This is a genomic window from Paenibacillus sp. IHB B 3415 (genome assembly GCF_000802655.2).
Classification (GTDB): domain Bacteria; phylum Bacillota; class Bacilli; order Paenibacillales; family Paenibacillaceae; genus Paenibacillus_AQ; species Paenibacillus_AQ phytohabitans.
Map to the genome: position 1 here is coordinate 50,731 of NZ_JUEI01000006.1, position 14,415 is coordinate 65,145.

16 protein-coding genes and 1 tRNA gene are annotated in these 14,415 nt (G+C 40.9%); 11 read left to right on the plus strand and 6 right to left on the minus strand.

Annotated elements, in window-relative coordinates; all coding sequences use genetic code 11:
• Positions 1–53: 53 nt before the first annotated feature.
• From QW71_RS03505 to QW71_RS03520, 4 genes are all read right to left on the minus strand, one after another.
• A complete protein-coding gene (locus QW71_RS03505; protein ID WP_039293324.1) occupies positions 54–482 on the minus strand; it encodes a DUF6075 family protein in 429 nt (142 codons plus the stop codon).
• Positions 482–1,522: a ParB N-terminal domain-containing protein gene (locus tag QW71_RS03510; RefSeq protein ID WP_039293326.1), complete on the minus strand. Its 1,041-nt coding sequence runs from the start codon at positions 1,520–1,522 to the stop codon at positions 482–484. Before QW71_RS03510 ends, QW71_RS03505 begins: the two co-directional genes overlap by 1 nt.
• Positions 1,512–2,303 carry a ParA family protein gene (locus QW71_RS03515; RefSeq protein ID WP_039293328.1) on the minus strand — a complete coding sequence of 264 codons (792 nt, stop codon included), beginning with the start codon at positions 2,301–2,303 and terminating at the stop codon, positions 1,512–1,514. The genes QW71_RS03510 and QW71_RS03515 overlap by 11 nt, the downstream gene beginning before the upstream one ends.
• A 578-nt stretch (positions 2,304–2,881) precedes the next feature.
• Complete coding sequence (locus tag QW71_RS03520; protein WP_039293329.1) at positions 2,882–3,172, minus strand: hypothetical protein; 291 nt, start codon at positions 3,170–3,172, stop codon at positions 2,882–2,884.
• Positions 3,173–3,306: 134 nt separating this feature from the next.
• On the opposite strand from QW71_RS03520, the gene QW71_RS03525 reads away from it, so the two are divergent.
• Both QW71_RS03525 and QW71_RS03530 read left to right on the plus strand, forming a co-directional pair.
• Positions 3,307–3,531: a helix-turn-helix transcriptional regulator gene (locus QW71_RS03525; RefSeq protein ID WP_039293330.1), complete on the plus strand. Its 225-nt coding sequence runs from the start codon at positions 3,307–3,309 to the stop codon at positions 3,529–3,531.
• Between the two features lie 18 nt (positions 3,532–3,549).
• Complete coding sequence (locus QW71_RS03530; protein ID WP_039293332.1) at positions 3,550–3,762, plus strand: helix-turn-helix transcriptional regulator; 213 nt, start codon at positions 3,550–3,552, stop codon at positions 3,760–3,762.
• Positions 3,763–3,896: 134 nt separating this feature from the next.
• On the opposite strand, the gene QW71_RS42150 is transcribed toward QW71_RS03530, so the two are convergent.
• Positions 3,897–4,202 carry a helix-turn-helix transcriptional regulator gene (locus tag QW71_RS42150; RefSeq protein WP_200905883.1) on the minus strand — a complete coding sequence of 102 codons (306 nt, stop codon included), beginning with the start codon at positions 4,200–4,202 and terminating at the stop codon, positions 3,897–3,899.
• A 161-nt stretch (positions 4,203–4,363) separates the two neighbouring features.
• Positions 4,364–4,720 carry a JAB domain-containing protein gene (locus tag QW71_RS03535; protein ID WP_052769870.1) on the minus strand — a complete coding sequence of 119 codons (357 nt, stop codon included), beginning with the start codon at positions 4,718–4,720 and terminating at the stop codon, positions 4,364–4,366.
• Positions 4,721–4,993: 273 nt separating this feature from the next.
• Between QW71_RS03535 and QW71_RS03540 the strand changes: the two genes are divergently transcribed.
• The 9 genes from QW71_RS03540 to QW71_RS38795 all read left to right on the plus strand — a co-directional run bounded on the left by QW71_RS03540 (position 4,994) and on the right by QW71_RS38795 (position 14,299).
• Entirely contained in the window at positions 4,994–5,242 is a 249-nt protein-coding gene (locus tag QW71_RS03540) for a hypothetical protein (protein WP_039293334.1), read from the plus strand.
• Positions 5,232–5,858, plus strand: coding sequence for a hypothetical protein (locus QW71_RS03545; RefSeq protein WP_039293337.1), 627 nt, complete (start codon positions 5,232–5,234; stop codon positions 5,856–5,858). Before QW71_RS03540 ends, QW71_RS03545 begins: the two co-directional genes overlap by 11 nt.
• Positions 5,859–6,086 (plus strand): ABC-three component system middle component 6, encoded by a 228-nt coding sequence (locus QW71_RS42155; protein WP_039293340.1) that lies wholly within the window; start codon positions 5,859–5,861, stop codon positions 6,084–6,086. It abuts the gene before it with no gap.
• Positions 6,080–7,798: a DUF2326 domain-containing protein gene (locus QW71_RS03555; RefSeq protein WP_039293342.1), complete on the plus strand. Its 1,719-nt coding sequence runs from the start codon at positions 6,080–6,082 to the stop codon at positions 7,796–7,798. Before QW71_RS42155 ends, QW71_RS03555 begins: the two co-directional genes overlap by 7 nt.
• A 265-nt stretch (positions 7,799–8,063) precedes the next feature.
• Positions 8,064–8,144 (plus strand) — tRNA-OTHER (locus QW71_RS39685).
• A 1,098-nt stretch (positions 8,145–9,242) separates the two neighbouring features.
• Positions 9,243–11,921 (plus strand): beta-glucosidase, encoded by a 2,679-nt coding sequence (locus tag QW71_RS03560; protein ID WP_039293573.1) that lies wholly within the window; start codon positions 9,243–9,245, stop codon positions 11,919–11,921.
• Positions 11,922–12,089: 168 nt separating this feature from the next.
• Complete coding sequence (locus QW71_RS03565) at positions 12,090–13,580, plus strand: glycoside hydrolase family 30 beta sandwich domain-containing protein (protein ID WP_039293344.1); 1,491 nt, start codon at positions 12,090–12,092, stop codon at positions 13,578–13,580.
• Positions 13,581–13,907: 327 nt separating this feature from the next.
• A complete protein-coding gene (locus tag QW71_RS36875; RefSeq protein ID WP_047013599.1) occupies positions 13,908–14,102 on the plus strand; it encodes a helix-turn-helix transcriptional regulator in 195 nt (64 codons plus the stop codon).
• A gap of 44 nt (positions 14,103–14,146) precedes the next feature.
• The gene (locus QW71_RS38795; protein WP_235441378.1) at positions 14,147–14,299 is read left to right on the plus strand and encodes a helix-turn-helix transcriptional regulator; all 153 of its coding nucleotides are present in this window, start codon (positions 14,147–14,149) and stop codon (positions 14,297–14,299) included.
• The last annotated feature ends 116 nt before the right edge of the window (positions 14,300–14,415 follow it).

The window sequence follows — 14,415 nt, forward strand, 5'->3', positions numbered from 1 at the left end:
TGTAACACGAGCCATGATAGTTATCCTCCCTTCCAATGGATGAAATGTGCTCCTTACTGTTCCAGCTCATCATAGATATCTTTGGCTGGCACAAAGGGAAGCCAATCTTGTTTGATATTTACGGCATAGGCTGGATAGCGAAGCTTGATCCCTTCAAAGAAATATGGCATGAGTCCATTATCGAACAGATGATAGGGGCTAAAAGAGTGGGTCTCTTCTTCATGTTCTCCCGTATAGCCCGAATAAAGGTTAAATGCGAGGCGGGAAAGACGGACCGTTGTTCCTGTCTGCCAGCCGTTGTTTAAGCCCTCTAGCCTAATGCTGTCTTCTCTGAAATCATAAAGATCATTAATGTGACGGCGAGTATCTTCTGTAAGGCCTAACAGATAAAACAGAGCGGATCGGTAAGGATCGTGTTGACGCTCAGAACGAATGACATTACCTTCATAAAACTGTTCATGAGCCAGATCTTTGAATATCATTAAATTTCCTCCTCTTCAATTAAGGGATGTTGTTCAGGTTCTGACTGGAGCGAAAAATATAGGGTTAAAGCTTTATCGATGATTTCCTCAACTTCTGTGGCTTTACTCTCAGGAGAGAAATATTTGGCATATACTTTATGCTTTAGCTTGAATGGAGCGGGAATCTTACTCTTTGGCTTCCGGCTAGACTCACCGGAAAGGATCGCTGATGCAGCTTGCTCCGTGAAAATGTGGTTTTCTGATTTCGCTCGAAGCAGCTCGGATTTTTTCATATCTACTTTGAAACCCTGTACATGTATTAAGGATTCCACAGTTTGTTGTTCTTCAGATTTTAGGTAAGAGAGATCGACGGCCGGGCGAAGCTTGATTTCACCTTGATCTACTCTTTCCATGAGTTCTGGTAGAAGGTGGTTCAAGCGCAGATATCGTTTGATATTGGTTGGGCTCATATCGTTTTTTTCGGAAACTTCATCCACACTCCAAGTTCGCTGTCCCACTGGGACAGTGGACTCAGATTCCTTTGTGTTATAAGGGGTCTCGCCGTTTTCAAGCTGAGTTACTTTACTCTGCTTCTGCTTAGCCTCCTTGCAAGCTTCAAGCTGCATCTGCAGGGCACGGGCGAGCTCACTGGGCAACATATCCTGAATGGAACGTTGATGGAAATTGGTGTCCACCACGATAATTACAGCTTCTGCTTCCGTCAAATGTTCTTTAATAATGGAAGGGATATAAAGTAACCCTGCGGCTTTAGCGGCATTGACGCGATTATGCCCAGAGAGGATTTCATAGGAGTTTTGTTCCATTGGACGGACTATAACCGGAATTAGAACACCGTTCTCCAAGACACTTTCGATTAGGTCATCCAGTTTTTCGCCCTCATACAGCTTAAATGGATGTTTATGAAAGGGAATAAGGCTGGATAGTAGAAGAGAAGTGACTCCTGAATTTTCAGGGGATGATGTTGTAAGGTTGGGCCCTTTAGACAAAAGTAAAAGCTCATCAATGCTTGAAAGCTTAGGCGTAGGTCGCTTATTGCTCATCTTGCATCAGCTCCTTCGCTAAACTGCAGTAAGCTGTGGCTACCTTCGACTTAGGATTGAATTCGATAATGCTTTGACTATAGAAATTCGCCTCTCCGACTTTGACGGAAAGAGGGATCTGAACATCAAAGATGCGGACGGTTTTCTGGTAATAAGCTTTCACTAACCGAAAGGCTTCTTTATATAAATTGGTTCGAGTATCACACATGGTCATTAAAATACCTGCAATGTTAATCCGCGGATTAATTCGTTTCTTTACCTTAATGATAATTTTCAGAAGCTGAGTTAGGCCTGTCGCTGACCACAATTGAGGGTTTACTGGAATCAACACACTATCGCTGGCTGCCAGGGCATTTATCGTTAGTAGACCAAGAGAGGGATTTGTGTCTATAATGATATAGTCATATCTTTGCTTCATGGATTCCAATAATGTGGTGAGAGTCTTTTCACCACCCATTTCATCTCTTAAATTAATCTCAGCAACGGATAGTTCTATGTTGCTTGGGATGAGGTCTATATTGCCATGATTATGAATGTATTCTTCAGGAGCCGGCAGTGGTTCGTCGCTCATGAGGGCGTTCATAATATTGAACATTGAAAACTTAAGCTGATCTGGATTCTCGATTCCAAAGCACATGCTCAGATTGCCTTGTGGGTCGAAATCAACCAGCAGCACTTTTCTATTTTCATAGGACAAGGCGCACGCCAGATTGTAGGCGGTGGTAGTCTTGCCTGTGCCACCTTTTTGATTGGCAATGGTGATAACGGTTGTTTGTGTCATTATAAAAACCTCCCCGGAGGTTTGCTCCGAACATATTGTCAATGGTAGGGAGCGGGCTGGTTCTCTCATTTTTCTCTCCGAGTTCTCTCGCAGTTCTCTCCAAAGGCTAAATTTGCTCTTTTTGTTGTATGTTGCCGGAAACCCTTGTGGCTCTAAGGAAAACACGAAAAACCGTAAAAATCCTTGATTCTACAAGGTTTTTTGCGGATTGTAGGTTCCCTTATATTCCACTGCAGGTTGTTAAAGTCCAAATGACTTCTGGGACTTAAAATCCTGCGGTACGTGAGTACCGTACGGGTTCGACCCCCGTCCTCGGCATCCATATTCACAATGAAAGGGCACATTCAGTTGAATGAGCCCTTTTTTTGTACCCCGGTTAGAAAAAGGATATTGTAAATAAAAGATCGAATTAACCATGTGATGAAATTTGTAGTTCATTGAAGAGATAGAGTTGAGTACCGTACGGGTTCGACCCCCGTCCTCGGCATCCATATTCACAATGAAAGGGCACATTCAGTTGAATGAGCCCTTTTTTTGTACCCCGGTTAGAAAAAGGATATTGTAAATAAAAGATCGAATTAACCATGTGATGAAATTTGTAGTTCATTGAAGAGATAGAGTGCATCTTTAAATCCCTGCAGATAGATGGAGCGTTCAAGAATAGCCTGAAGCGATATCTGAGTATCCTCATACAGAAATGAAGCCTTTTGCAGATCCTCCGGTAGAACACTTCTAAGCTGCTGGAAGAACTCATCGCTTTCCAATACGAGAAGTTTATAATTAGGATCGGTGTTGGACAGTTCGCGGTACATTCCTTCAAGCCGAATGCGGATCAGTGGGTCGGTTAAAGTTTCTAAAGATTCATACAAACTGGACACCTCCAAACCATTAACTTTACAAGGTCATTATATAACCTTGTGTAGTTAATTGTAAAGTTAAATTTTAACTCTATAAGGTCAATCGTTTCTGCAATTATCATACATAATAGCTGGAGGGGAACTTCTTGTTGAAAAGCAATTTAAGAATTCTAATGGCTGAACATCAGATAGACGACATTACCGAATTAATGGAGAAATCAGGACTAAGCCGAAATTCCATCAATAAGCTGTACAGAGGAACCCAATTAGAGACTATTAAGCTTGAGACGTTATTTAAGCTTTGCGATACTTTTCAATGTAAGTTGTCGGAATTGTATAAGGTCAATCGTTTCTGCAATTATCATACATAATAGCTGGAGGGGAACTTCTTGTTGAAAAGCAATTTAAGAATTCTAATGGCTGAACATCAGATAGACGACATTACCGAATTAATGGAGAAATCAGGACTAAGCCGAAATTCCATCAATAAGCTGTACAGAGGAACCCAATTAGAGACTATTAAGCTTGAGACGTTATTTAAGCTTTGCGATACTTTTCAATGTAAGTTGTCGGAATTGATTGAGTATAGCCCGGAGGAATAAATTGCTACGCGGGAAGTTGTGAGAGTGCCTTATAAGGTGCTCTCTTTTTTATAGTGAAAACAGATTACCTCTATATTTTGAAAAGATTTTTAATGAGTAAAAGAGTAATTGAACTTTAAGTTTCTTTCTTGGTTTCAATAATCATATTTGTGTTTCCAGCAGCACCCTAGTGGACATTGCATAATGGTTTCAAGGGTTATAGTTAAAGCTGAAGGATGGCAACCGCTTCTCACACCTCCCTTCGGATCATACAAAGTCAATAAGTCAACTAAGGTAATCTCCAGAGCAGCCGAGATTTGTTCTAGTATTTTGATCGTAGGGTTCTTCTCTCCACGTTCAATCTGCCCAAAGTATGATGTGTTTACCCCTGCACTTAGTGTAAGCTGCTCCTGAATGAAGCCGTTTTCAACCGTAAAATCCTGATGTTTTCCCCAATAGATTCAATGCTGTTCATTTCCCTTCACCTCTAATCAAACGATAGAATTTTTTGGTAGGAGGCTCAACAGGATATAGTAAGGATTTCAATGCTTATAGTAGAGAATTGATACGGAGTATGGTTAAACCGTGGATAAAAGCACTTAAGTGAGGTCTTTACATCTGATTATTTGAAGGACATGCCAAGGTTCTTGGTATTGAGGAAGAGGCAGATAAAGTGTTCTTTCTGCTCATAACGCAATTCTGATTCGAGTAAGTTGAACACATCTTTGGGATTACGAATTATATGTTGATTTTGATCAGGTAAAGTCAGCACCTTTGCAAGTTTTAACATAGCAGTAATTTGCCGGGCTTTTCCTTTACCAATTCCTTTTATAGAGACTAACTGTTGCTCTGATACATCCATTAGTTCCGATGTTGTTGGGAATTTTTCAATTAGTTGCTGAATTGAAGAGCAGTTTTTCTGCTCGTTTAACGTTTGACTAATAAGGTTCATTAATTCTTCATTAACAGTATTATTCATTCTATTCTTCTCCTTAGTGATTTTGAATTTAAAATATGAGCATTTTATCTTGTGTTTAATAGGGGATACGAATAACGATAAGGTTAAATTCATAGTTATAATATATATTTCATTTGGTGAATTTTACTTTCGAAGTCGAAATGTATGGTTGGTTTGTTAAATATTTCTTGTCGAAACTAGGATATATTAGTATTATTGAACCATAAAAAGTAGTTCCAAAAGGGGATAGAATTACAAGGTGAAAAACAACCATATCATAAGGAGGGCATATTTATGGAAACAGTTATGTTAGTAATTAGTATAGTGTCAATGATTGCTACAGTAATATCCACAATTATTGCAATTAAAGCAAAGAATGAGGCAAAAGTGATTTTAACAGAAATAAAAAGTGGTGATATCAAATCTAATAATCAAAGGCATGATATAAAAAACAAGGGGAGCATTGATATTAGTAATTCAGGAACCAATGACGGAGTAATGGCTGGAATAGTATCAGGAGGAATACAGCAACGTGATAAATAGACAACCGACCTATTCATTAACTAACCCTGGACAAAATGATGGTGTGATTGCAGGGGTTGTACATGGAGATATTACTTATATTCATCCTACACCCGCTAATAAATATGCTTCTTTAATACCAGTTCTTATTGAAAAATTAGCAGATTTAGTTAACATTACAGATGAGGAAATGGAACGGACATATAAAATAAGCCCATCGGAGTTAATAACCTATGGTATAGATGAAAAAATAGAATATAATGATGTCATAAAGTACAAAGATTTAATCAAAGAGTACAGTTTGTATGGAAATATTTGCGAACACGCATTTAATATAATTGACAATAACGATATGGGCGTGAAAAGAAGAATACTAAATAGCATTTCTTTACACTATAAGGATTTCAAAGGACAGTTATTATTAGAAAATAAAACCAGTGAAATTGCTGATATTGATATTATTAGGATGAATGCAGATAAGATTATAGACTATGTAAAGGAAGTGTTAGAAAAAAGAATTTTGGAAGATGGTAGTAAAGATAGATTGTTCGTTGAAGATATTGATATGGGTTTGATAAGAATCATTTGTTATTCTTTCGTTGAATGTAAGATATTGGAGAAGCCGAAGGTGAAATAAATGATAGTAAATATAGATCGAGAACCAAAATACTCACTATATTATATTGGTGGAATTATTTTGGGAATATTGAAGAAACAAGATCATATATCTATTGATGAACTTTATCAAAAGACTAAACAATTAATTGATGAGAACTTATACATTGATTTTATTTATTACTCTTTAGATTGGTTATATATGTTATCACTAATTGAGATTGAAAAAGATAAGGTGAAATTATGCTAATTGATAGATTAATTGTACGAAAGACTCAGCTGGGAAATGAAATTATAAGAGATATTTCATTTAACCTTAAGGGATTAAGTTTAATTGTAGATAATACGAGTGACTTAGCTGAAGATAGTGGCAATAACGTGGGTAAGACTACTGTAATAAAAATAATTGATTTGTGCTTAGGAGCTAAATCAGTTAGAAGTTTATACTATGATGTAGATACTAAAAGTGAAAACCTTGAAATAAAGAAATTTTTAGCTGATCACAAAGTTGAAGCAGAATTAATACTGATTGATCAGAAAAATGGTGAAAAAAATAAGAAATTCAGCATTATAAGACAATTATTTAATAATGGAAAACGGATAATTAATGGTAAGGAACATACTCAAGGTGAATTTTGGAGTGAACTAAAATCTATTCTATTTAATTTGAAAGAAGATAATCCAACACTAAGGCAATTAATTTCAAAATTTGTTAGAGTAAACGATACAACTTCTGAAAGTATGATTAAGTATTTAGGGAATAATACATCAAATGATACATATGACACAATTTATCTATTTCTTTTCAGAATAATAAGGGATGATTTATTAAGTGAAAAAGATTCTCTGTCTTCAAGTTTGAAAGAATGTGAAACAAAAATCAAATTATATCAGCATGATGATAACATATCATCACTAGATATTTTAGAACAGCGTAAGCAATTACTTGAAAGTGAACTTAATGATTTAACTACAAAAAGAAAAAATTTTGATTACATGGAAACCTATAAGGATGAGTTGAAAAATAAAAGAGAAATAATTGCTTCTATTAATGAAGTTGAAAGAGAAATGCAACTATTGAATTTTGAAGTTAAGCAGATAAATACAAACATTCAAAAATTAGAAAATGAAAAAAGCAATATTAATACTAAACAAATTAATTATATCTATAACGAAGCAGAGGCTTATATAGGTACTGTAGACAAAACTTTCGAGGATTTATTAAAGTTCCACAACAAAATGATACAAAACAGAATTGATTTTGTTAGAGAACAGTTTTCTACTAAAAGCAAGCGCTTTGAGATATTAGAATCTAAACGAGATGAGTTATTAGAACAAAATAAACATTTAACAATAGATTTACTTGATGAAGGAATGCTAGAAGAGTTGAATTCTATAAATAATAAAATAGAAAAGCTAATTTTAGAAAAGGGTGAGATTAATCAGTCAATAAAAATATTAGAAGGTGCTGAGACATTAAAAGATACTTTGCATGAAAAAATCAAATTAATAAATCAACAATTGGATCCAAATAATATTAACGAGATAATAAGGAAATTTAATGTATATTTTGCAGATTATTGTGAGAAGTTATATGGAGAAAAATATTTATTTGTCTACAATAATAAATGGAAGGAACAAAAAAAGTTCCCTGTCTCGTTGGATTTATTTAAAGGCAATGTAGGAACCGGGATGAAAAAAGGTATCATAGTGGCTTTTGATTTAGCATATATAAAGTTTGCAGAAGAAATGAATATAAGTTCTCCAAAGTTTGTAATACATGATAAGCTTGAAAATACACATATTAATCAATTGAAGACAATTTTTGATCTTTGTCAAGAAATAAATGGACAGTATATTGTACCTATTTTACGGGAGAGAGTTGACAAAATAGACTCTACCTTAATAGAAGAATGCAAGGTGCTCGAATTGAGCAAAGAAAACAAATTCTTTAAAATATGATGGCGTAAAGCTTCTTCTCAAATTTTTCTGCTAACATGGATGCAAATCCCATTCTCTGAACGTAGAAGCGTTTAGAAAAAAAACCTTTAAACCGCATAGGTAAAGGATTTATGTGCGATCTTTCCATAGTGTAGATGTGGAGTTAAAGGGGTTACTTCAAGACTTAAAATCCTGCGGTACGTGAGTACCGTACGGGTTCGACCCCCGTCCTCGGCATCCTTGATTTATAAGGGTTTTTTCCGAAAAACCTTGGTTTTATAACAGTGCAGGGGTTAAAGGGGTTACTTCAAGACTTAAAATCCTGCGGTACGTGAGTACCGTACGGGTTCGACCCCCGTCCTCGGCATCCTTGATTTATAAGGGTTTTTTCCGAAAAACCTTGGTTTTATAACAGTGCAGGGAAGAACCTTCAATCAAGTTCTCTCCTGCACTGTTTTCCTTTTTCCGGAGGAGAAAGCCGAGGAGAAGATCGCATGACTCTCATGTAGAATTGAGGGGATGCGATCTTTTTTTATAAAGTTCTGTGTAATATAGCCGGGTTTAACTCGCTGTCCTAACTTATCCGGATAAATATACTCCTCCTATTCGGTGCAGTCTGATTTATAGCCTTAACAAATGCTCGAGCTACCCTGGAAATCTCCTGATTGGCACTGTCTTGGAGAGCTCCGGGGTATTTTGTATGTTACTGATACAGTTTGTGCGCATAGTCAAAAAAAACCTCGAATTCACTAATCAGGATAATGACTCATCAGTCACATGCAAGATTAATATGGATTCTGTGTTTTTATACACGATGAAGTAAGAAGTGGGGGTATAACGGCCTATAAGTGACGAAATTGTAACTATAACAGATGAAAAGTTTCTAAAATTTAATATTTAATGATTAATTTATGACAAAAAATTCAATATTTCGGTGTGATATTTTAAAAGAAGCGGATGACATCCTGACTTACTCCCAAAAAAAGCTTCGTTCGTCCTGCCTTGAAGCAGAGACCAATGACTTGGTTTTAAAGGAAACCGAGTGAATGCTGTGAACAGAAGACGGGCCGCCTAATCCGCTTATGCTTGCTGTGTGTTGCTTATTTATTTTCTGAAAATGAGCGCTTATTTCCGAAACTTATATTTAATGTATATTGATATGACTAAAGTCCCAGTTCTTTCAAATCTCTGTATTGGAGTCCTTCATTTCCAGAATTCAAGGTTCGTAAGTTTCGATTAATTTGTAATTATAGTTAATTGAGACAAAATAAAGATATATTTACCTTGTTTTAGAGGGTGTTTTCTGCCCTATGGCACGTTAACCTTGGAAAGGGCACAAGGAGTGGCCCGCTGAAGCCATGCACACTCCAAACCTTGCATTGCCACCGCAACTGGAGTACAGCTTCATACAGACAAAAACCGCAGGCTGTGAACTGCGAATGAAGAGGAGAATGTTTTAGTGAAGATGAAGAAGAGGAAATGGGCATTTCGAGTCATGCAATCTACCCTTGCGGCAGCAGTCTTGCTGTCCCCGTTTCAGACTGCAAGCGCAGCTGAGGCCGGGAGTAACGGGAATAAGCCATGGATGAACACCGCATTATCTGCGGAAGACCGCACCAAACTGCTGCTGGAGGCCATGGATTTGCAGGACACCGTTGATTTTATTACGGGGAATGTAAACAATTATTATGGTTTCTATAATGCGGGCAACGAAGAGTTCGGCATACCGGCACTTACAATGGCGGATGGTCCGGCTGGGGTGCGGATCGCCAATCCCGATATACAGAACAAACAATCAACCGCAATGCCGGCTCCGATTGCGCTGGCAGCTTCATGGGATGCGCAAGCAGCCAAAAAATATGGAGAGCTGCTGGGAGATGAAGCGTTCAACTCTACGCATAACGTACTTTTAGGGCCCGGCCTCGATATTGCACGTGTTCCCTGGGGCTCCAGAAACTTTGAATCCCTGGGAGAAGATCCGCTGCTGCAATCCGAAATGGGGGCGGCTTACGTCAAAGGAATTCAGAGCTTTCCGGTGATCGCTACTGCCAAACACTATCTGATGAACAATCAGGAGACGGAGCGTTTCACTACGGATGTGAAAGTCAGTGAACGGGCCATACAGGAAATCTATACCCGGCCGTTCGCCGCAGCCATTGAACAATCGGACCTTGGTTCTGTAATGTGTTCGTTTAACTACGTCAACAGTGTGCAAGCCTGTGACAATTCGGAGCTGCTGACAGATGTCCTGCGGAATAAACTGAATTTCAACGGGTTCGTCATGTCCGATTACGGCGCCAATAAGTCAACAACCAAGTCAGCTTTGGCCGGACTTGATCTGGAAACGCCTGGAGAGCCTTTTGGCAAATGGGGAGCAGAACTTTTAACAGCTGTGAATAACGGTGAAATTACTGAAACAAAGATTGACGAAATGGCTACACGGATTCTGGTGCAGATGTTCAGAAAACAGCTGTTCGATAAGCCTGTTGAGAATAATCTGATTTCCGCACAGGCGCATGGCGAAATTGCCCGCGAGATTGCCGAGCAGTCTATGGTGTTGCTGAAAAATGACAATTCGACTCTTCCGCTGGACTCCGCGTCTCTGAAATCGGTGGCTGTCATCGGTCCTGATGCGGATAATGCCTCCGCTGCAGGTGGCGGAAGCTCGCTTGTAAATCCGACTTACACGGTCAGTCCGCTTGAAGGTATTAAATCTCGCGTGGGTGACGGAGTAACCGTCAACTACGCACCGGGCAGCGATCCGATTTCTGCTGGGGATATCGTATCCGGACCCGATGCCGTACCTTCATCATTGCTTGCACCTTCCGGAGATTCCAGTAACATCGGAGATGGTTTGACCGGTGAATACTTTACCAATACTAAGCTGGAAGGCGAGCCGACCGTGGTTCGTACAGACAAACAAGTCAATATGAATCTTGGCTTCTATAACTATGAAGGTTTTAATTCCCAATCTCCCAAGCTTGACCGATTGCCTACCAGCCTGAATGCAATGATGTCAGCACGCTGGACAGGAAACATTGTTGTACCCAAGACAGGTGAATATGAGTTCTCCCTGACCAGCCGCGGCTCCAGCCAGCTATACTTGGATGACAAACTTCTGTTTGAGAATGAAGGAAAGACGATGGATACAACGTCGTTCACACTTTCGCTCACTGCCGGCGAGGCGCATAAACTGAAGATTGAGTACCGTACAGATTGGGAGAACATGAGTGGCAACGATAATGGCGGCTTCGTACGTTTCGGATGGACCCCGCCAGCCGGTGTGGTGGACCCGCTGATTCAGAAGGCGGTAGAGACGGCGAAGGAAGCTGACACGGCAATTATCGTAACCCGTACGTATGACAGTGAAGGCTATTTTGACCGCTCCGACCTTGAGCTTCCGAACAATCAGGAGCAGCTAATCCGTGAAGTGTCGGCTGCCAACCCAAACACCATTGTTGTACAAATGAGCGGCCGTGCTGTCGAAATGGATAACTGGCAGGATCAGGTGCCGGCCGTTGTGCAGGCATGGTATGCCGGTCAAGAGCAAGGGAATGCGGTAGCCAGTATCCTGTTCGGCGATGTGAATCCGTCAGGTAAGCTGCCGGTAACGTTCCCGGTGAATGAACAGACTACCCCAATTTCCACCGCAGCCCAGTTCCCGGGCGTAAATGGGGTGGGAGATTACTCTGACGGCATCTTCGTTGGTTACCGTGGCTACGATAAAGAAAACCTGGATGTAGCTTATCCATTCGGACATGGCCTATCTTATACTACTTTTGGATACAGCAATCTCAAAACGATATCTAAAACCACTGGCAGAACCAATGTTCAAACGCTGGAAGTATCACTCAATCTGCGTAACACCGGCAAGGTGGAAGGTTCGGAAGTTGTTCAGGTGTACGCAGGAAAGCTGCCAACAGCAGTGGAGACACCAGAGAAACAACTGGCCGGATTTGCCAAAGTGGACTTAAAAGCAGGCAAGCAGCAACGGGTAACCGTTGAGCTGGATGCCAAAGCATTCTCGTATTGGGATGAGAGTAAGCAGGAATGGGTAATGCCGAGCGGCAGCGTGCCGATCTATGTAGGCAGCTCATCGGAGGATATCCGCCTCAAAGGAAACATCCAAATTAAAGGAAACTGATTCATACAGGCTGTTCCAAAAATGAACTATTTTACGAAAAAGACAGCCTTATTTATTTAATAAAACCGTAAAAGACAGCAGAGCAGCGCTTCTCCCGTTATCCGGAGCAGCGCTGTTCTCCCGTTTTAAGTTATTACGGCTTGCATTGCTAAAAGGGGGCGGTACGCTATGTTGAAAACAATGAGTAAACCTATAAAGCTCCTAATCGCAGCAGGCAGTATCACGGCAGTGGTTATTCTTGTGCTGGTGCTCCGGTTCTCTGGTCAGATAGAGCCTGCCCGCAAGGTGCAGCTGTGGCTGACTACTGCGGATCAGTCCAATCTGTTGACGCCCAAAGAGCCGCTTGCCTTCGCAACCTCAGAAGATACGCAGAAGCTGACTATAGACGTCAATTCTGAACAGCGATACCAGACGATGGATGGTTTTGGTGCGGCGGCAACCGGTTCATCCGCTTACCTGATCAAGCAGCAATTGTCCGCAGCGCAGCGGGAGCAGCTGATGGAGGAGTTATTTACTGATACTGGTATATCATTAAGTTTTATGAGGCATACCATCGGCGCATCGGATTATTCCGTGACGTCAGACGGTCAGTCCGCCAGCTATACATATGATGATGTGGAGGAAGGGAAGGACTACGAGTTGGAGCACTTTTCGGTGGAAAAGGATACGGATGTCATCTGGCTGCTCCATGAGATTAAACGCAAGAACAGCCAAATGAAGCTGATGGGAACGCCCTGGTCAGCCCCGGCCTGGATGAAGTTTGCTGGGGAACAGACATTGAACGGATGGTATCTCGACTACACGGATCCGGCGGTGTATGGAGCGTATGCCCGGTATTTTGTAAAATACATTCAGGCTTATGAAGCAGAAGGTCTGCCCATCTACGCGATGACCATTCAGAATGAGCCTGGCTTCACGACAGCAGATTATCCCAGCATGAGTATGGGGGCCGAGGAGCAGGTGCGTTTTATCCGGGATTATCTGGGCCCGGCCTTGGCAGCTGAAGGGATTAGTACGAAGCTGATAGGCTACGATCATAACTGGGACGAGGCCGCCGAATATGCCGGCACTTTACTGGGAGACAGCGGAGCCGCCGAATATACGGATGGGACAGCCTTTCATTGTTATGCGGGAACGCCGGATGCGATGAGCCAGGTACATGAAGATTTTCCAAATAAAAATATTTATTTCACGGAATGCAGCGGCGGCGAGTGGAACAGTGACTTCGGAGATAACCTCAGCTGGGATATGTCCAATCTGATCATCGGCTCCCCGCGTAACTGGGCGAAAACCGTGCTTCTCTGGAATCTGGCGCTTGATCACGAGGGCGGTCCCGAGAATGGCGGCTGCCCGAATTGCCGCGGTGTTGTGACGATTGATCCTTCGACGGGAGAAGTAGGCAAAAACGTTGAATACTATGCACTGGGACACGCCAGCAAGTTCGTTCGCCCGGGAGCAGTCCGGATTGAATCCACGCAATACAGCGGCCGGATTGAGACCGTGGCCTACGAGAATCCGGACGCCTCTCTGGTGCTGATTGCCGCCAACACCAGTAATGAAGAGCAGGCTTTTACGGTCCGCTGGAAATCGGAAACGTTCGATTACACGTTGCCCCCCAAGTCGGCAGTAACCTATAAGTGGATGAGTGATGCGAACTAAGCTGCTTTACTAACATCTCAAGACTGGTTTACTTGGGCAGGCCGGCAATCCAGTCTGCTAAGTTCTCTGTCTGTTATTCGCATAATGAGTCTTGTAATAGGGGGTAGGACTGCATATGTCTAAAACCGCAAACCATGCTCAATAATTTTGCTAACATCTTTGCTAACATAGCTGCATATCCAAATGTTCGACCCCATCCTCGGTTTCCATAGTAACAATGAAAGGGCACATTCAGTTGAATGAGCCCTTTTTTTGTACCCCGGTTAGAAAAAGGATATTGTAAATAAAAGATCGAATTAACCATGTGATGAAATTTGTTCATAATAGCTGGAGGGCGAATTAATGGAGAAATCAGGACTAAGCCGAAATTCCATCAATAAGCTGTACAGAGGAACCCAATTAGAGACTATTAAGCTGGAGACGTTATTTAAGCTTTGTGATACTTTTCAATTAACAATGAAAGGGCACATTCAGTTGAATGAGCCCTTTTTTTGTACCCCGGTTAGAAAAAGGATATTGTAAATAAAAGATCGAATTAACCATGTGATGAAATTTGTTCATAATAGCTGGAGGGCGAATTAATGGAGAAATCAGGACTAAGCCGAAATTCCATCAATAAGCTGTACAGAGGAACCCAATTAGAGACTATTAAGCTGGAGACGTTATTTAAGCTTTGTGATACTTTTCAATGTAAATTGTCCTGTAATGAATTAATTTGAGGTTTAAATGAAAAAAGCACCTTCTATATACTGGGTAAGGTTCCGCCAAAGAACAATTCCAGCACGGCATTCCATTGGTCATTGTCAATCCGCATCCCCCTCCCAAGGTGACATTA